General features: G+C 60.0%; 17 protein-coding genes. 14 read left to right on the top strand and 3 right to left on the bottom strand.

Annotated features, from left to right (window positions below; translation table 11 throughout):
• The first annotated feature begins 204 nt into the window (after window positions 1–204).
• The 6 genes from KR100_RS08185 (at window position 205) to dacB (ending at window position 6,055) form a co-directional block, all read left to right on the top strand.
• Window positions 205–630, top strand: a complete 426-nt coding sequence (locus KR100_RS08185) for a hypothetical protein (protein ID WP_156097981.1) — start codon at window positions 205–207, stop codon at window positions 628–630.
• 550 nt (window positions 631–1,180) lie between these two features.
• Complete coding sequence (gene dapF / locus KR100_RS08180) at window positions 1,181–2,287, top strand: diaminopimelate epimerase (protein ID WP_038544708.1); 1,107 nt, start codon at window positions 1,181–1,183, stop codon at window positions 2,285–2,287.
• Entirely contained in the window at window positions 2,274–3,455 is a 1,182-nt protein-coding gene (locus KR100_RS08175; protein ID WP_081858891.1) for a cysteine desulfurase family protein, read from the top strand. The genes dapF and KR100_RS08175 overlap by 14 nt, the downstream gene beginning before the upstream one ends.
• Window positions 3,456–3,464: 9 nt before the next feature.
• Window positions 3,465–4,181, top strand: a complete 717-nt coding sequence (locus KR100_RS08170; protein WP_038544704.1) for a DUF1995 family protein — start codon at window positions 3,465–3,467, stop codon at window positions 4,179–4,181.
• A 60-nt stretch (window positions 4,182–4,241) separates the two neighbouring features.
• Window positions 4,242–4,751, top strand: a complete 510-nt coding sequence (locus KR100_RS08165) for a DUF4330 domain-containing protein (protein ID WP_038544701.1) — start codon at window positions 4,242–4,244, stop codon at window positions 4,749–4,751.
• Complete coding sequence (dacB, locus tag KR100_RS08160) at window positions 4,748–6,055, top strand: D-alanyl-D-alanine carboxypeptidase/D-alanyl-D-alanine-endopeptidase (RefSeq protein WP_038544699.1); 1,308 nt, start codon at window positions 4,748–4,750, stop codon at window positions 6,053–6,055. Before KR100_RS08165 ends, dacB begins: the two co-directional genes overlap by 4 nt.
• On the opposite strand, the gene KR100_RS08155 is transcribed toward dacB, so the two are convergent.
• Window positions 6,000–6,929 carry a hypothetical protein gene (locus tag KR100_RS08155; RefSeq protein ID WP_038544697.1) on the bottom strand — a complete coding sequence of 310 codons (930 nt, stop codon included), beginning with the start codon at window positions 6,927–6,929 and terminating at the stop codon, window positions 6,000–6,002. The genes dacB and KR100_RS08155 overlap by 56 nt on opposite strands.
• Before the next feature lie 5 nt (window positions 6,930–6,934).
• On the bottom strand, window positions 6,935–7,423 hold the full coding sequence (gene coaD, locus KR100_RS08150; RefSeq protein ID WP_038544695.1) for a pantetheine-phosphate adenylyltransferase: 489 nt from the start codon (window positions 7,421–7,423) through the stop codon (window positions 6,935–6,937).
• Between the two features lie 73 nt (window positions 7,424–7,496).
• Here coaD and KR100_RS08145 point away from each other — a divergent pair, with 73 nt between their 5' ends.
• The 7 genes from KR100_RS08145 (at window position 7,497) to KR100_RS08115 (ending at window position 13,656) form a co-directional block, all read left to right on the top strand.
• Window positions 7,497–7,979, top strand: coding sequence for a flavin reductase family protein (locus KR100_RS08145; RefSeq protein WP_038548364.1), 483 nt, complete (start codon window positions 7,497–7,499; stop codon window positions 7,977–7,979).
• 40 nt (window positions 7,980–8,019) lie between these two features.
• Window positions 8,020–9,987, top strand: coding sequence for an excinuclease ABC subunit UvrC (uvrC, locus tag KR100_RS08140; RefSeq protein ID WP_038548361.1), 1,968 nt, complete (start codon window positions 8,020–8,022; stop codon window positions 9,985–9,987).
• A gap of 62 nt (window positions 9,988–10,049) precedes the next feature.
• Window positions 10,050–10,313 (top strand): hypothetical protein, encoded by a 264-nt coding sequence (locus KR100_RS08135; protein WP_156097980.1) that lies wholly within the window; start codon window positions 10,050–10,052, stop codon window positions 10,311–10,313.
• A gap of 4 nt (window positions 10,314–10,317) precedes the next feature.
• The gene (locus tag KR100_RS08130; protein WP_038544691.1) at window positions 10,318–11,805 is read left to right on the top strand and encodes a cryptochrome/photolyase family protein; all 1,488 of its coding nucleotides are present in this window, start codon (window positions 10,318–10,320) and stop codon (window positions 11,803–11,805) included.
• 35 nt (window positions 11,806–11,840) lie between these two features.
• On the top strand, window positions 11,841–12,413 hold the full coding sequence (gene hemJ, locus KR100_RS08125; RefSeq protein WP_038544689.1) for a protoporphyrinogen oxidase HemJ: 573 nt from the start codon (window positions 11,841–11,843) through the stop codon (window positions 12,411–12,413).
• Window position 12,414: 1 nt separating this feature from the next.
• Window positions 12,415–13,071 (top strand): PHP domain-containing protein, encoded by a 657-nt coding sequence (locus tag KR100_RS08120; protein ID WP_038544688.1) that lies wholly within the window; start codon window positions 12,415–12,417, stop codon window positions 13,069–13,071.
• Window positions 13,072–13,098: 27 nt separating this feature from the next.
• Complete coding sequence (locus tag KR100_RS08115; RefSeq protein WP_038544686.1) at window positions 13,099–13,656, top strand: hypothetical protein; 558 nt, start codon at window positions 13,099–13,101, stop codon at window positions 13,654–13,656.
• Here the strand turns inward: KR100_RS08115 and cobN are convergent.
• Complete coding sequence (cobN, locus tag KR100_RS08110) at window positions 13,646–17,389, bottom strand: cobaltochelatase subunit CobN (protein WP_038544684.1); 3,744 nt, start codon at window positions 17,387–17,389, stop codon at window positions 13,646–13,648. The genes KR100_RS08115 and cobN overlap by 11 nt on opposite strands.
• 67 nt (window positions 17,390–17,456) lie before the next feature.
• Here cobN and KR100_RS08105 point away from each other — a divergent pair, with 67 nt between their 5' ends.
• Window positions 17,457–18,368: a branched-chain amino acid transaminase gene (locus KR100_RS08105; RefSeq protein WP_038544682.1), complete on the top strand. Its 912-nt coding sequence runs from the start codon at window positions 17,457–17,459 to the stop codon at window positions 18,366–18,368.
• Window positions 18,369–18,415: the final 47 nt, after the last annotated feature.

Raw genomic sequence — 18,415 nt, 5'->3', positions numbered from 1 at the left:
TTCTTGCTGTTGTAGCTGTTCGGCCGACGTTGAGTTTGATCACTGAACATCGAGAGAATGTTCTTTGGAGTTGCTTGTCTCACTAATGGGCCGTCAAAAGTCTTGCATCAGCCTTGTCCGCTTGTGTGCCCGCTGTCCATTGATGCTAAGTTCAGTTGATTAAAAATTCCTCATGGCTTTTACCCCAAAAAAATTGTCGCAAAAGTGACTGGCGGTGATCCTGGTGGCTTTAATCCGATGAACTCTCAGTTTGTGATGAGTTCTTTCAAGTTAAAAGGGAAGAAATTTAAATCATTTCCAAAAGGATTTTTAGCGATTCAACCGGAAGAAAATATGATCTATGCCGGTTTCGACTACAACCTTGATGGAGTGATCAATGCAATCAATGAATCCTTCACTCAATTCCAGGTTCAGCTCAATCCATTCGACGCAATATCAGTCACGGAAAAACTTGCCGATAAATATTCAAATTCTAAAGCCAAAGGTAAGCTTATCTTCAAGCCTTTCAATTTCAAGACTGTAGATAGAGAGAACACTTTTGAAGCCTTCCTTGATAAGAATACTTTGAATCCGAGGTATCAGATGTCGGAAGGCTTTTCATTGACGAACTATTTACATATAAAGAGTTAATTGATACTTTAATAGACGCATAGACCTTTAAACGTAAATCGTAAATCATTAGTCATCACTGTCTAAAGATCTGGATATTTATTTGGCGCGCTCTCTTGCTGCTCGTTTGCAATTTGATAGCTGAAGCAGTTAGTCTTTTGTCTGCGAAAAATAAATCTGTACCAACTTGGTGTCGAGATGACTGTTGCTTCAATGAGTTGTTACCAATTTAAATGTTTTCCGTCGTGAGCAGTCAACCCGGGGTATTGATTGACGCGTAGTGAGTGATTGAGACAGGCGATCAACCACTTTACATTTGCCATTATTCAATAACCTATGGGGGGCTGATAGTACCGATGCTCTCAATCTCTCGAATCTTGAGTTTCGAAATTGATTGAAGTGTATGGCCATGCTTCATGGCTACGCAAAGCCGATCGTCGACTGTTTTGTTGATTCCCGTCGGCAATGTCTCACAGGATCAATCCACGATATCGCTGGTTGTATTTTGGCTTCGATGCTTCCTCAACTATCATTTCCTCAACTATCATTGTCATAACGAAGTTTTTTAAAATTGTTGCAGTTCAGCAAATATCAGGGCCTGGGTAATGACTTTCTGATCCTGGAGGGTCGATCTGGTCAACTTTCGCCGTTGATCACTGATCCAGACCCTGCTTGGGTTCGCCTGCTCTGCGACCGTCGCTTCGGGGTTGGTGCGGATGGTCTGATTCTGGCCTTACCAGCTGATGGCGACGCCGATCTGCGGATGCGGATTCTGAATGCCGATGGAACAGAGGCTGAGATGTGCGGCAACGGCGTTCGTTGCCTGGCTCGTTTCCTTGCTGACAGTGATGGCAATTCCCCTGGAACCATCTGGTCGATCGACACGTTGGCGGGTGTGATCAGACCTCAGCTGCAAAGCGACGGTCAGCTCTGTGTGGACATGGGCCCACCCTTCCTCAGGTCCGAGGACATTCCCACAACACTGGAGACCGGTCCCTGCGGATGTCCCCAGGGTGTTGCTGTCGTCGGCGACGACGAACTCGAAGTTGTTGCCGTCGGCATGGGCAATCCCCACGTGGTTGTCCCCGTGAGTGATCTGCAGGCCATCCCCTTTGATCGCTGGGGTCACGCTCTTGAGCGGCACCCATTGTTTCCGGCCAAAACCAACGTTCACTTCCTCCAGGTGCACGGTCCGCGTTCGTTGGAAATTCGTGTGTGGGAACGTGGGGCGGGGCCAACGCTGGCGTGTGGAACAGGCGCCTGCGCAACGCTGGTTGCAGCCTCGTTGCTTGGTCTTTGCGAGGACAGCGCCGAGGTGATTCTTCCCGGAGGACCGCTGCAGATCAGCTGGCGCGATCAACAGGGCCCTGTGTTGATGACTGGGCCTGCAAAGGCTGTGTTTGATGGTGTTCTCAGCCCTGATCTGATGTCGGCTGATGCCGCCATCACCTCCCCTGCCACTGTTGAACCGATCCATCCTCAATCGTCCGAGGCGAGCTTCGACTGCGCCAGCGACTGTGTTGACACCTGCCGGCAGCCGGATAATTGCCTGCGGGATGAGGCGCAGCAGAAGGTGATGGACTTTCTCCAGAACACCTCACTGGATTCGATGTTGAACCTGGCGAGTGAATCGCTTGAGCAACGAACACGGGCCCGCTTTGAACGTGACAGCCGCTGACATCTACCTGGATGCGGCAGCGACCACTCCACCGCTTCCAGGTGTCATCGAGGCGATTCAGAGGGTTCAGCAGACGGCTTGGGGGAACCCAAGCAGCCTGCATCACAGCGGGCTCCTCGCCGCTGAAGCACTGGAGCGCTCCCGATTGTCCATTGCCCAACATCTCGGGGCGACGCCAACCGATCTGATCTGCACGTCTGGGGCGACGGAATCGGTGCACCTTGCGCTGCTTGGTTGCCTGAACAAACAACCTCCTGGAAGGCTGGTGATCTCAGCTGTCGAGCACACAGCTGTGACCGCTGCGGCTGGACAGCTGAATGCCCTGGGATGGCAGGTGGAGTGTTGGCCTGTTGACCATCAGGGAATGGTTCGCCTGGATCAGCTTGAACGTCTGCTTGCCCCACCAACGCAGATGGTTTCGGTGATCTGGGGGCAGAGCGAGGTTGGGGCGATCCAACCGGTGATGGCGATTGGGAGGGCTTGCCGCGACAGCGGAATCCTGTTTCACACCGATGCCACACAGCTTCTGCCCCATGGCCGGATCAGTTGGAATCAACTGCCGATTGATCTGCTCAGCATGTCGGCCCACAAGCTGCAGGGTCCGCGAGGCATCGGTCTGCTGCTGAAAAAGAAGCATGTGGAGATCACCCCTCTTCAGGGTGGAGGAGGCCAGGAACAGGGGCTACGCGCTGGAACCGAGCCCGTCGCCTTGATGACGGGGCTTGCTGCGGCACTCCAGACGTTGCCAAGCTTCGAACCATGCTCGAAGTCGGTTCCTCCAGGGGCATGCCCGCGCATTCGCGGACAAAGGGATCGACTGCTCAGCCAATTGCTTGGGCTTCCGGGGGTGGACCTGTGTGGTCCCAGTGCTGACCATCGCCTCCCGAATCACATCTCCTTGCTGCTGACAGGCAGGCAAGGGCAACCCCTTTCAGGACGACAAATGGTGCGCGAGCTTGCCAGGCGCGGCGTTGCCGTGAGCAGCGGAAGTGCCTGCAGTTCCGGGCGACGGACCGACAGTCCTGTCCTGGCAGCGATGGACGTCGCACCGGATCGGCGTCAGTCGGGACTCCGTCTGAGCCTGGGTGGATGGATCGACGATGATCAACTGGCAGTTGTCCCGCAGCGCTTTGCTGAAGCGATGGTGGCTGCCGAAACCTCCGTCTGAGACGTGTCCATGACATCAGCATCGGCTCCCTTGCTGCCCCTTCCCCACGATCTGGCGGCTGCTGAATCACTGATGCGCGACTCCGTGGTGGAAGCCCTGGCGTCGAGGCTCGGCAAGCGTTGGGGGGCCTCGCTTCGCTTTGAAAACCTGCGGCTGCTGCCGGTGGCGTTTCGATTGGCCCAGTCACTTATCGATGCAGGACAGACCGTGACGATGCTGTGGCCTGATGCCGGAGCGGCAGCTCTGGCGAGACGTGATGGGCCGGAGATGGCGGAGAACATCCTCGATTTCCGCCAATGGACGACTCGCAGTGCCGACGGCGCCCAGGACAGTCTGCTGCTTGCGGTGATGCCTCAACCCGCAGACTACGACGACTTCCTGAAGGTCTGCGAATCTCACAGCGGTTCGATCGTCATGCTCAACGGTCGTCTCGAGGACGCCGCCGTGGGCATCGGCAGCGTCGCGCGTGAACGTCGTCGTGGTTTCGTCGCGTCATGGCGACAGGCGTTCTGGTTGCAACCGCTTGAGGGTGGTGCGTTGATGCGCTGCTTCCCTGGCGACTGGCACATCTACCGATCCGATCCAGATGGCTACCGACAGGTGAGCATCCAGGAGAGTCGGCCGGACCCTGAGACCATCGCTGCCACGCTGGCGGGAGATGAATCCGATGGTCTCAAGCAACAGCTCGACACTGTTGATCGCTTTCTCGATGGCTTGCGCAACTGACGATGGCGTCTTGATCCGAGATCGAACACTCCGTAAGGTTCGTGTCCCCGGTTTTGATTCATGCAGCGTCCGCCCTGGCTGCAGCAACCCACAGTTGTTGACGCTGTCGCTGGCTTGATCGCCTTGACGGCGCTGGCTGGGGTGATCTGGTCGCCAAAACTCACCAATGCCGTCGCCCGGGCGACGGGATCCATCGAGCCTGTTCAGATCAGCGTTGATGTCCGAAACCTGTCGGTCGCTGATCCGGAGGGCTTTCTGCAATCAATCCGTGACGATGGCCGCCTCAGTTTCGTGATCCGCAATCAACCAGCTGGAAGTGTCCGCGTACTCAATGCGACGAACATCAGTCCGAAAGTTGTGTCGGTGATGCCCGACGGCAGTGTGATTCAGGCCGACAATCCCAACGTTTCGTCGCCCCTTTATGCCCGCTTTGATCTTGAAGCTGACGCTGAAAAAGTGGGGTCCGGGGTGGTGATCGCAGGGACCAAGCTCAAAATCGGTGTGCCCATTGAACTCGAGGGAACCCTCTATCGCGTCAATGGCGTCGTCAGCGGAGTTGGTCAATCATGAGTCTCCGCAACGCTCTTTTGGCCTGTGGCCTGTGCCTCTCAACACCGTCGTTGGCTGCGGAACAACCATTGCTCAGCCCTCCTCCTCCGCTGCAACAGCAGGGTCTGCCCACACTGAAACTTGGACGGACCTGCCCTGAGCTTCAAACAGCGATCCGTTCAGCCGTTGGCGGACAGGCGTCCGCCTGGAGCATCAGTGTTCTCGATCCAGGCGGTCAGCTTCTTGCGGATGTGAACGGGTCGATACCCCGAATTCCGGCGTCGAATCAGAAGCTGATCAGCAGCGCTTTTGCTCTCGATCAGCTCGGGCCTGATTTTCGTTTGAAGACTCAGCTGCTCCGTCATGCGGACGGCTCTCTCGAGATTGTCGGAGAAGGGGACCCTGATCTCAGCATCGCCGAGATGCAGAAATTCGCCATGGTCGCTCTTGGCCAGGGAGGTTCGCGCAGCGGCCAGCCCAGCACGGGGCCGATTCGCCTGATGGTTCGTGAAGAGCCCCCTCAGCGCTGGTGGCCGAGCGATTGGCATCCTGCAGACCGCAGCTACGCCTACGGCGCACCGATCACTCGGCTGGCCCTTACCAGCAACGCTCTGCACATGGCGGTGCAGAACCCCGCTGCCAGGTTGCAACGGGTGCTCGACACCAGTGCGCGCAACCAGGGGGGCTCCCTTCAGATGGTGGTGGTGAATCCCGAGCAACGGGAACAGGCAACGTCACGGGCACCCGAGGACCCCGTTGTGCTGCACAGCGAGGACTCAGCCCCGATGCATGCGCTGCTGAGTTTGGCGAACACCGAAAGCCACAATTTCACCGCTGAAGTGCTGTTGCGCGAAGCGGCGGACGACTGGGATGTGGGCCGGGCGTCCCTGGCCAACATCCAGTGGATGCAGAAGCAGGCGTTGCCGATTCAAGGGATGCGGATCCGTGATGGCAGTGGTCTTTCACGCGGCAACCGCGTCACCAGCCGCACCATTGCAGCGTTGTTGCTGCGCATGGGCCGCCACCCGCTGGCCCCGTACTACCAGGCCTCCATGGCGATTGCCGGCCAGAGAGGGACTCTCAGATACCTCTACAGCGGCACACCGTTGCAAGGTCGATTCTGGGGAAAAACCGGGACGCTCAGCGGCGTTCGAGCAATCTCTGGAATTCTGGACACCCCGACTGGGACCCGCTACGTCAGCATGATCAGCAACGGAGGATCAGCCCCGAACAGCGTGATGGGACGCGTGCTCAGGGCCACGCAGAGCCTCAGCCGGTGCCCTTCATGGAACGCAGACGTGTCGCAGCCCGCCGTGCCCGGCTGATCGGCACGGTCTTGCCCTCAGTTTCGGTCTGGGCGTCATTCATCGGACGGATGGTCTGGATCTTCACCAGTTCCTGACGTCCTGCCATGACGACCTGGGCCATCTCCTTCAGACGGACTTCGAGTTCACCGAGGGTCTGCTCGGCGTAACGGTTGGCACCGTCCTGGACCAAGGCAGCCTCCTGGCGGCTTCGCTGGATCAGGGATTCGCACTGCTGCTGGGTCTGCTGACGGAACTGCAGTGCGTCGTTGTGAAGACGCTCCGCTTCATCACGGGCCTCTTTCTGAAGACGCAGCCCCTCCCTGCGAATGGCTTCCACCTCCTGGAGGCCCTGCTGTCGGTTGGCTTCGTGCTTTTCCAGGTGCTGTCGCTTGAGTTCGACGGCCTCCTGTTCCAGCTGTTGACGGCGCTGCAGAGCTTCCTGCTCAAGCTGGGAGCGCCGCGCCGCAAACTGCTGTTCCTGCTTGACGATCTTGGCCTGAATCTCCTGTTCCAGGGCAGCGTTCTGCTGGCGCGTGGTCTGCAAGAGCTTTTCGCATTGCTGGCGGGTCTGTTCACGCAGTTCGTTCACCTGGCGCTCCGCTTCCTGTCGGATCGCTGCATTGTTCACAAGTTGCTCACGCTGGCGTTGAGCCTGCTGAACGATCTCCTCAGCCTGCTGCCGGGCCGAGTTGATGAATTCATCACGCTTCAGCAGCAGCTGCTCCGCACGCTCCAGCTCTTTGGGAAGCACCTCACGGACGGCATCAAGAACATCAACGGCCTCCCCTTCATTCACCAGACGTCCACCCGTAAACGGAACTCGGCTGCCTTCCAGGACTATCTCTTCCAGCTGGTCCAGTTGATCGAGCACGGTGAGCCGAGCGTCGCTCATGACTGCTAGGGCGATAAAGCCGAATTGAAGAGCCTGTTGAGGTCCTTCGCAACCTCTGAGGGGACCATGTGGTCGACCGGCCCACCGAAACGTGCGACTTCCTTGACAACCGAACTGCTCAGAAAACTGTGTCGTGCCGACGTGGCCAGAAAAACGGTTTCGAGACGGTCCGCCAGGGAGCGATTGGTGTGGGCGATCTGCAGCTCGTATTCAAAATCGCTCATCGCCCGCAGTCCCCGCAGGATGAGGTCGGCGCGATGGGTTTCAGCGCAATGGACGGTCAGGCCATCGAAACTGATCACCTCGATGCCGCTGAGATGAGCGGTGGCTGTGCGGATCTGGCTGAGGCGATCATCGATGCTGAAGGCCGGGCGCTTGCTCGGGTTGCTGAGCACGGCCACCACCACCTCACCGAACAGGGAGGAGGCCCTCTCAATCAGATCCATGTGTCCGTTCGTGAGTGGATCGAAGCTTCCGGGATAAAGCGCCCGCATGGCCGATGAGGCAGTGGCGAAATCCTATGCAGCGAGGCTCTGCCTAGATTTCATGCAGCTGTTTTCCACTCTGATGAGCCTGGATCTGGACGCCAAGAAAACCCTGCTGCGCAAGATCCCCCATGGTCTGTTCATCTGTGGAGTCCGCGACGGCGATGAGGTGAATGGATTCACCGCCTCCTGGGTCACCCAGGGATCCTTCGAGCCGCCACTGGTTGTGATGGGTGTGCGGGCAGACAGCACCAGCCACGGGATCATCGAACGCACAGGCTGTTTCTCACTGAATGTTCTCCGGGCTGATCAGAAGGATCTCGCCGCCGTGTTCTTCAAGCCTCAGAAGGCGATGGGAGGACGTTTCGAGGCAGCGCCCTTTCAGGAGGGCGAACTGGGCCTCCCCCTGCTTGAGGACGCCATCGGTGGGGTCGAATGCAGCGTGATCGGCCAGCTGAAGCACGGTGATCACACCGTGTTTGTCGGCGAGGTGAAATCCGCCCGCCTGCTGGCGGACGGAGAGGCTCTGAACCTGGCCAGCACCGGCTGGAACTACGGCGGCTGAACGAGCATTGGCACCCCCTGGATCGACGACGGCGCTGCTGATGCGGCCGGATCGTCTCGAGCAGCGATTGAAGGAGATCCCTGCTGAGCCGGGTTGCTATCTCATGCGCGATGGAGAGGATCGGATTCTCTACGTCGGCAAGTCCAAAAGTCTGCGCAGTCGCGTTCGCAGCTATTTCCGCAGCCGACATGATCTCTCCCCCCGCATCCGCCTGATGACCCGGCAGGTGTGTGAGATCGAATTCATCGTCACCGACAGCGAAGCGGAGGCCCTGGCTCTTGAGTCGAACCTGATCAAGAACCATCAGCCTCACTTCAACGTTCTGCTCAAGGACGACAAGAAATACCCCTATCTCTGCATCACCTGGAGCGAGGCCTACCCGCGCATTTTCATCACTCGCCGCCGCCGCTTCCGCAGTCCCCTGGACCGTTTCTACGGGCCCTATGTCGATGTTGGCCTGCTGCGACGGACCCTGTTTCTGGTCAAACGGGTGTTTCCACTCCGGCAACGCCCTCGTCCGATGTATCCCGATCGGACCTGCCTCAACTACAGCATTGGACGTTGCCCTGGGGTGTGTCAGCAGAAGATCAGTTCCGAGGAGTACCACCGCACGCTCCGCAAGGTGGCGATGGTGTTTCAAGGCCGCAGCGACGAGTTGCAGACCCTTCTCGAGGAGCAGATGGGCCGCTATGCCGAGCGGCTGGATTTTGAATCGGCTGCCCGCATCCGTGATCAGCTGCAGGGCCTGGATCAGCTGACAGCTGATCAGAAGATGAGTCTTCCCGATTCCTCGGTGAGTCGGGATGTCCTGGCCCTGGCCTGCAATGAGCGGCTCGCCGCTGTGCAGTTGTTTCAGATGCGTGCTGGAAAGCTCGTTGGCCGGCTTGGCTATGCCGCCGATGCCTGCGACATGGAGCCGGGGTTGATCCTGCAGCGTGTGATCGAAGAGCACTACAGCCAGGTGGATGCCGTGGAGATTCCACCGGAACTGCTGGTGCAACATGCGCTGCCACAGCAGGAGCTTCTTGAGGACTGGCTGTCGGAGCAGCGGGAACGCAAGGTGCACATCCACTGCCCCAAGCAGCGGCAGAAGGCCGATCTGATCGAACTGGTGCAACGAAACGCTGAATTCGAACTGCTGCGCGCCAAGCAGGGACAGGAGCAACAGGCCCTGGCCACGGAGGATTTGGCGCAGTTGCTGGACTTGCCCACGCCGCCGAGACGGATCGAGGGGTACGACATCAGTCACATCCAGGGCAGTGACGCTGTTGCCTCCCAGGTGGTGTTCATCGATGGCCTGCCCGCCAAGCAGCATTACCGCAAATACAAAATCCGCAGCAGCAGCATTCAGGCCGGCCACAGCGACGACTTCATGGCCATGGCGGAGATCATGCGACGTCGTTTCCGGCGTTGGGCGAGGGTCAAGGCGGAAGGAGCCGATCTCGCCTCCCTGCGGCAGCGCGGTGGCAGTGCCCTGCAGACCGATGGTCTGAACGACTGGCCTGATGTGGTGATGATTGACGGTGGCAAGGGGCAGTTGTCGGCGGTGATGGAGGCCCTTCGTGAACTCGATCTTCACGAGGAACTGAATGTCTGCTCACTGGCCAAGCAGCGGGAGGAGGTGTTCCTGCCAGGGGAGCGCCAACCCCTCGACAGCGAACCCGATCAACTCGGCGTTGCGCTGCTGCGCCGTCTGCGGGACGAAGCCCATCGTTTCGCCGTGAGTTTCCATCGCCAGCAACGCGGGGAGCGGATGAAACGGTCTCGTCTGTCCGATATTCCAGGCCTCGGGCCCAAGCGGGTGCGTGATCTGCTCGCCCATTTTCATGCCATCGATGCGATTCAACTGGCCACCGTCGAACAACTGGCTGCGGCACCGGGGGTGGGTCCCTCCTTGGCCGAACAGATCCATGCCTTTTTTCATCCTGAGGACGACAGTCCGGAGGACAGGCCCGACAGCAGCTCACTCGATCAGAGCCCAACCACCCTGTCCACGGATCAGCGTTGATCTGACCAGAGTGGTGTGACCGATTGATTCGCGGTGTGTTCCGCCTACTGCTGGCCATAGTGATGCTGTGCTCGATCGTCCTGAGCCAACCGGCACTTGCTGCCCCCGGTCTCTGTACTGGTCCTGTGTGCGCCGACGGCATCACCCGCAGCGCCAAGAATCACTGGCAGCTGGTGTTGCGCCTCAACGATCAACAGGGGCATCGAGAAAAGGTTGTGATGGATTGCAGGGCTGGGGTGCTCAGTCCCCGCGCCGGCCTGATTGATCGGGGGTACGCCACGGCTCTCGGGCAACGGGCCTGTCGCCTGGCCGGAGAAAACACCTGAACGTATGGAGATCACCCTCGTTTATCCGCACCAGCTGTTTGCGGAGCATCCCTCCATCCAGTCGGGACGACCTGTGGCCCTGATTGAAGATCCGCTGTTTTTTGGAACGGATCACGAGTGGCCACAACTGGTGCATCGCCAGAAGTTATTGCTGCACAGGGCCTCAATGCAGGCCTATGCGGAAACCCTGCGATCGAAGGGGTTTGACGTCGTCCTGCAGCACCACCACCTGGCCCGGGATACAGCAACCCATCTGCAGCTGTTGCTTGAGCAGGGATACCGAATCTTCCACCTCGCCAACCCGGTGGATGATCTGTTGGAACGGCGACTGCATGCGGCGCTCAAGCCATTTGGTGGCAGCGCGGTGATCGCTCCCACCCCGATGCTGCTGACGCCCCAGGCGGTGATCGATGAGCACTTCAGCAGTGGCAAGAAGCCTTTCATGGCTCGCTTCTATGAGATGCAGCGGCGGCGACTCAACCTGTTGCTTGAGCCCGACGGTGGACCCCTCGGCGGGCGCTGGAGTTTTGATGCCGAGAACCGTAAAAAGCTGCCGAAGGGGATTGTTGTGCCGCCGGAACCTGAAGATTCCCTCCCGGCAACACTTCAGACCCAGGCCGAGCAGATCGGCGCCGAATCGCTTCCGGGCATCGGATCCTGCGATGGTTTTGCCTACCCCGTCACCCACGCCGCTGCCGAAGCCTGGCTGGATCAGTTTCTTGAGCAGCGCCTGAGCCAGTTCGGGGCCTATGAGGATGCCATCAGCAGCCAGCACCGTGTGATGTGGCACGGCGTGCTGACACCAATGCTGAACTGCGGACTGCTGACGCCACAGCAGATCCTCGACCGCACCCTTGCACGGGCCGAATCGGGTGATGTTCCCCTCAACTCACTGGAGGGATTCGTGCGTCAGATCGTGGGATGGCGTGAGTTCATGGCCGCGATGTACAGACGCCATGGCGTGGAGATGCGCAACGGCAATTTCTGGGATTTCGAAGACCGTCCGATTCCGCAGGCCTTCTACACCGCATCAACGGGGCTGCCCCCCATCGATGACGCCATCCGCCATGCCCTCGAGACCGGCTACTGCCACCACATCGAACGGTTGATGCTCCTTGGCAACCTGATGCTCCTCTGCGGATTCCATCCGACACGCATCTACACCTGGTTCATGGAGCTGTTTGTTGATGCCTACGACTGGGTGATGGTGCCCAATGTCTACGGCATGAGTCAGTTCGCCGATGGTGGGATCTTCACCACCAAGCCCTACCTGTCAGGGTCGAACTACGTTCGAAAAATGTCGGACTACCGCAAGGGCGATTGGTGCGACATCTGGGACGGCCTGTTCTGGAGCTTCATCAAGCAGCACGAATCGTTCTTTCGAGGTCAGTACCGGCTGGCGATGATGGCCAGAAATCTCGATCGGATGGCTCCGGACATCCTGCTCAGCCATCAACGCCGCGCGCAGCAGTTTCTTGACGTGATGGGTTGAACGCTTCGTAGGGTCAAAGCATCAGGCTTTACTCCATGACCCTGCCCCCTGAGGCTTACCTCTGGTTCAAGACGCTTCACATCGTTGGTGTGGTGGTCTGGTTCGCCGGTTTGTTCTATCTGGTGCGCCTGTTCATCTATCACGTTGAAACCGCAGAACTGGATCCGGCGTTGCAGGGGCCATTCAAGGAGCAGTACGCCCTGATGGAGAGGCGTCTGGCCAACATCATCACCACTCCAGGCATGCTGGTGGCCGTGAGCATGGCCGTCGGGCTCCTGGTCTGCCAGCCGGGCTGGCTTCAGCAAAGCTGGATGCACGTCAAACTCGCCGTGGTGGTTGCCTTGCTGGGATACCACTGGCTCTGCTATCGACTGATGGGACAGCTGCAATCGGGGGAGTGCAACTGGAGCGGCCGACAGCTGCGCGCCCTCAACGAACTTCCCACCCTGATGCTGGTGCTTGTGGTGATGCTGGTGGTGTTCAAGAATCAGTTCCCAACCAGCGCCGCCACCTGGTTCCTGGTCGCACTGGTGATCTTCATGGCTGCCTCGATTCAGCTTTATGCCCGCTGGAGACGTCTTCGCAAGGAAGCCACTGCCGGAGCCTGAGATGCCCACCGTTGATCACCCCCTGCGAGAGGTCCTCGACCGTGTCGGCCCGGACAGCTGTCCCGGACAGCTGAATTTCCACTGCCACACCGTCTGCAGTGACGGCAGCCTTGAACCGGAGGCCCTGATCGAACAGGCCACGCGTCTCGGCCTGCAGCATCTCGCCGTGACGGATCACCACAGCAGTCGCGCCCATCCACCGATGCAGGCCTGGCTGCGGCAGCGACGCGAAGCTGGGGAGCAGGTGCCCACACTCTGGAGTGGCATGGAGATCAGCTGCCTGTTGCGGGGATGCCTTGTGCATGTCCTCGCTCTTGGCTTCGAGCTCGATCACCCAGCCCTGCAGCCCTACAACCGCGGTGATGCTGTCGTCGGTGAACCGCTGCGAGCTGAAGCCGTGGTGAAGGCGATTCATGCTGCCGGAGGGCTTGCGGTTCTGGCCCATCCCGCCCGCTACCGGCTCGGGCATGCCGAACTGATTGATACGGCCGCCAGCATTGGCATGGATGGTGGTGAAGCCTGGTACGACTACGACATGCAGCCCCGTTGGCAACCCAGCCCGTTGGTCTGTGAAGCGATCGATCGTCAGCTGTCGAATCTTGGCCTTTTGCGTACGTGTGGGACCGACAGCCATGGAATAGACCTGAGTGGCCGCTAAGTTCGTCTCACTTCAGGTCCGGTCGGCATGGGCTTCTTTGATCGTCTGCTGAGCAACGTCACGAAGGGGTCCGACGAGGCCAAACCGATCCAGCCCCGCGCCCCGAAGAAGGAGCAACCCGAGGCCTACTTCCTGGATGCGGACTCCTCGTCCTCGCTCGGAAATGTTGATTACATGCGCGAATCCAAGACGATTCGCCGCACCTTCCCGGGCACCGCTGATTCGCCGGGCAGCAAAGAGCGTGTGATTGAAGTGGCTGCCGAAACCGAGCAGCTCACCAAGCGCACCGAAGGCCTTGGCGGCGCGGTGAAGCAGGAGGAGAGCACCACTCTCACCACGGGGATTCCGAAGCTGGTGAAGAAGACCTTCGCGGAGCAGGTGAGCAGCGCGGAAATGAAACAGAGGCTTCGGGGGACAGCCGTCACCGGAGTCAATGCACCGATGCCAGCCAATGCGGCACCGGTGGCTCGAAAGGAGGACCTCAAACCCAAGGAGGTTGAGGAGTCGACCACCAGCGTCGCCCCGTCCGCAAAACCGGGATCCATCGACCCGTTTCGTCAGATGGTGCGTGATCTCAACAAGTGAGGTCTCCCCTTTCGATGCGGGCTTCACTGCTGATGACCAGGTCTCTTAACCGATCCAGTTGATCCCGTCGTGGCTGTTCCCAGAGCCCACGATTCGACGCCTCCAAAAGCCGTTCCGCCATGTCCCTCAGGACCCAGGGATTGCGTTGGCTGAGAAAGGAGAGTGTGTCGTCGTCGGCCAGCCACTGATCGCAGAGAGCGCCATAACACCAGTCGGGAACACGGTCGGTTGCGGCGTCGTAGGCGAACAGATAATCCAGGCTCGCCCCCATTTCAAAAGCGCCTTTGTAACCGTGCTGCTTCATGCCATTGATCCAGCGTGGATTGAGCAGTCGGCTGCGCACGACCTTGTCCAGTTCCTTTTCAAGTCGGTGAAGCCGCGGACGTTCGTGTCGGGAGTGATCACCAAACCACAGCTGTGGACGCTGGCCTGACGACGTTTCCACCGCTGCGGACAGACCACCATGGAACTGGTAGTAGTCATCCGAGTCGAGCAGATCGTGTTCGCGGTTGTCCTGGTTGTGCAGCACCACCTGGACCCGCTGAAGTGCCTGCTCAAGTCCACTGCGGTCGGCCACAACAACGTCGCTGCCGTCGTAACGCCAACGACTCCACTGGAGGAAGGCCTCTCCAAGGTCTGATCGGTTCTCCCAGCTGCCGTGATCGATCAATGCCTGCAGGCCAGCTCCATAGGCCCCAGGTGCCGAACCGAAAATCCTGCTCTGGGGCCCCTCATGTCTCACCAGTGCTGCCAGGGGATTGATGCTGTCGTCCTCCGTCAGGGACGCAATGCGCTGGTGGGCCCGGTCGACCCAGCCCACAAGGTGCGGAAACGCATCTCGAAACAGACCGGAGATTCTCAGCACCACGTCCACCCTTGATCGCCCCAGCAGTGAGGCGGGGATCACCTCAAGATCCACCATTCGTCGCGTGGGGCCGTCCCAGACGGGACGAACGCCCATCAAGGCCAGCAGCTGAGCGATGTCCTCACCCCCGTTTCGCATCGTTGCGGTGCCCCAGACCGAGAGCGCGAGGTGCCGCAGCGGTTCCCCCTGCTCGAGCAGATGCAGATCCAGCAGTCGCTCGGCCGAGCGTCTGCCCAGATCCCAGGCGGCTTCCGTCGGCAGACCGCGAAGGTCCACGGAATAGAAATTACGCCCTGTCGGGAGCACATCCGGCCGACCGCGGCTGGGCGCACCGGACGGTCCGGCCGCGATCCGTTGTCCGGATGCTCCTCTGAGGAACCCGTCCCGTTCCGAGGGCGCGCACTGAACGAGACGGGGCCAGAGCGTGTCCCGAACCCTCGAAAGAACGCCATCGCCTGGGATCTGATCAAGCCACCGAGCCAGCAAGGGATGCAAGGTCCCAACTTCGGCGTTGCCTTCGGTCAGGGTTTCAAGCAGCAGCAATCCCTGCGTCTCCAACCAGGCGGTTCCATCGCCAACGCGCTGGGCCCTGGGACTGCCGAGTTCCGCCAGCCGTTGTTGATCTGATGGCGACAACAGATCGCCATCCTCCTGTTGCCAGGGGTCGAAGCCGAGTCCGAGCTCGATGGCCATCGCCTGCGTCAACCCCGGTTGACCTGACGATGGAGCCCGAGCAATGGCCATCAGCAACTCACGTTCGATCGAGGCGGCAGGTCGCTCACCCAGTCGATGCAGACCGATGCGGATCTGGGACTCCTTGAGCTCGCACAGGTAGGTCTCCACCGCATCGAGATGGCGTTCCAGATCCGCATCTGGTTGACCAGCTCCAGGCGGCGCGCTGATCCCTGGCCAGTCCATCGCCTTCAGGGTCTCCAGAATCGACCTCTGCAGCAGCGCAACGCGCTCCGAGCCGAGCTCACGAGCCTCGACCAGTTCATCCAGCAGGTTCTCCAGTGTCTGGAGCGGCCCATACAGTCCTGCACGGCCAAGGGGTGGCGTGAGGTGATCCAGGATCACGGCGTGACCACGACGTTTCGCCTGTGAACCCTCGCCGGGGTCGTTGACGATGAAGGGGTAGAGATGGGGAATGGCACCAAGAGCGAGATGAGGCCCGCAGCGGTCGCTGAGACCGACGGCTTTACCGGGGAGCCATTCAGCGCTGCCGTGCTTGCCCACATGCACCATCAGCTGACTGCGATGGATCTGTTTCAGCCAGAGGTACTGCGCCAGGTAGCGATGGGGCGGTGGCAGGTCAGGTGAATGCAGATCAGCGATCTGATCCGGGTCGTAGCCACGATCGGGTTGGATCAGCACAACGATCCGACCGAATCGCAGCCCATGGATGGGAAAGCCGGCAGGTTCCTGATCACAGGCACTCAAGGGATGGCCCCAGCGCCTGGCGATCGGCTGACTCGCGTCCGCAGGTAGCTGGTTCCACCAAGCAAGGTAGATGTCGTGCGGAAGGTGAGCGAGCGGCGGTCGCACCCTGCTCTCGGGAGCATTGGTGCGTCCGCTGAGCAGCAAGCGCATCAATGCATCGCCATCCTCAGGCAGAGGACCGTCGCCGAGGTCGTAGCCAGCCTCTGCCAGCCAACGAAGAATCGAGACGCAGCTGCTGGGCGTGTCCAGCCCGACACCATTCGCCAGACGACCATCGCGCACGGGATAGTTGGCGAGTACAAGGGCGACCTGGCGCTTCTGCGCTGGGGTCCGTCTCAGCTCGATCCAGCGGACCGTGTGCTCAACCAGCCACTGGATGCCGATAGCATCCGGGATCAGGCTTGGCAGTGCCGTCGCCAAACCACCCTGATCCATGGTCAGCTGGCGAAACCCACAGGGCCGTGTGGTCACCCGTCCATCCAGCTCAGGCATGACCACCTGCAGCGAGAGATCGAGGGGATCCAGCCCCCGGCTGCTGGCGTTCCAGGCCTCTCGGGGGCGGGAGCCCGTGAGCAGCTGCAGCACGGGACAATCCAGTTGATCCCAGATCGGACTGCCCAGGCCAGCGTCCTCCGAGCGCACAGATGCGAAGGCGGTTCCCGTGATCACAAGTTCAACCCCCTCGGAGGAGAGAAGGTCCACAACGCCGGCCTGAACGGCCGCATCCCTGAGACTGCTCACCCACAGCAGTCGGGGACAGAGTCCGGCTTCACGCAGCGTCCGGTTGAGCTGTCTGGCGAGGTCAAGATCGTCCGCCTGCAGCAGCGAGCGATAGAGAACAACGCCGACCCTGGCTCCGCTCTCCGTTCCCCACTCCCAGGGCAAGGGATCAGGCAACGGCAGAATGGTGACGGAGTCCGGCTTGGGCTCCAGACCACTCAGGACCCGATCGAGAACCTTTAGGAGCTCGCCCATGTTGCGACTCCCGCCCTCGCGCAGAAGCGTCGCCAGACGATCGGCAAGACCGGTTGCGATCGAGCCGAGAGGATGCAGAACCGCCTGTTGATCCTGGGTGCCTGAGAGCACCACAAGCTGCCGTCCCTGTACGGACTGCTGCCAAAGCTGCAGTTGTTCCAGCCCGTAGCTCCAGTGCCCGCGACCGCCGAGAAGACGCAGCACCACAACCCTGGCGTTGTCCGCCGTGCTGCGCAGGTAGTGATCCACCTGGGCGGGATGCTGCAGCTGACTCAGATCGAGGGCCCGGATCCGCTCCCGCCAGCAGGCCAGGTCTGACTCTTCAAGGCAGCTGGCCAGGGTGCTGAGGTCGGTACCAGCGCTGCTGAGCAGCAGAACATCGGCCGGCGGCTGCTCCACCAGCACCACGTCCTCTGGAGGGTCGAGCCCAGGACAACTGGCCAGGCGATGCATCTCGCCATTCTCCAGCCCGGTTGGTCATGAACGGGTGAGAAGATTCTGCGATCGGGCTTCGTCTGCGATGCATCAGTTCCTGCCCTATGCCTGGTTCCAGGGCAAATGTGTGCCCTTCGAGGAGGCCAGGATCTCGATCGCCACCCATGCCCTTCACTACGGCACCGGTGCGTTCGGGGGCATGCGGGCCATTCCAGCCCCCGACAGCGCCAACACAATGCTGCTGTTCCGCGCCGACCGGCATGCCCGCCGACTCAGCCAGAGTGCGCGCCTGCTGCTGACAGACCTTCCGGAGGACGAGATCCTGGCGGCCCTGACAGCGATGCTGCAAGCCAACAAACCCGACCAGCCGATCTATCTGAGACCGTTCGTCTACACGAGCGATCTCGGGATTGCCCCCCGCCTCCATGAGATTGAAACCGACTTCTTGATCTACGGCCTGCCGCTGGGTGACTACCTGTCACCGGAGGGTGTCAGTTGTCGCATCAGCAGCTGGACGCGTCAGGAGGATCGCTCACTTCCCCTGAGAGGAAAGATCAGCGGCGCCTACATCACAAGCTCCCTGGCCAAGACAGAGGCGGTGAAGAGCGGCTTCGATGAGGCATTGCTGCTGAACAGCCGCGGCAAGATCAGTGAAGCCAGCGGCATGAATCTGTTCCTGGTTCGGGACGGTGCCCTGGTCACCCCAGGCGTCGACCAGGACATCCTTGAGGGGATCACCCGCGCCAGCGTGATTGAGCTGGCAACAAGCATGGGAATGCGGGTGATTGAACGGCCTGTGGACAAGACGGAGCTGTTCATCGCTGACGAAGTCTTCCTGACGGGAACGGCCGCCAAGATCACACCGATTCGTCAGATCGAGTCCACCCCCCTGAACACCCACAGACCCGTGATGGATGAACTGAAGCTGCGGCTCGTGGCGATCACAGAAGGCAGGGACCCTGAATTCGAGCACTGGGTCACCCGTGTGACGGTCTGACGCAGGGGAGAAGAGCTGCAGACAGTTTTCTTAGGATCCAACGATCA

The organism is Synechococcus sp. KORDI-100 (genome assembly GCF_000737535.1).
In the GTDB taxonomy this organism is placed as follows: Bacteria; Cyanobacteriota; Cyanobacteriia; order PCC-6307; family Cyanobiaceae; genus Parasynechococcus.
Note: the sequence above shows the minus strand (reverse complement) of the source record. Positions and strands in the feature narration are given on the sequence as shown.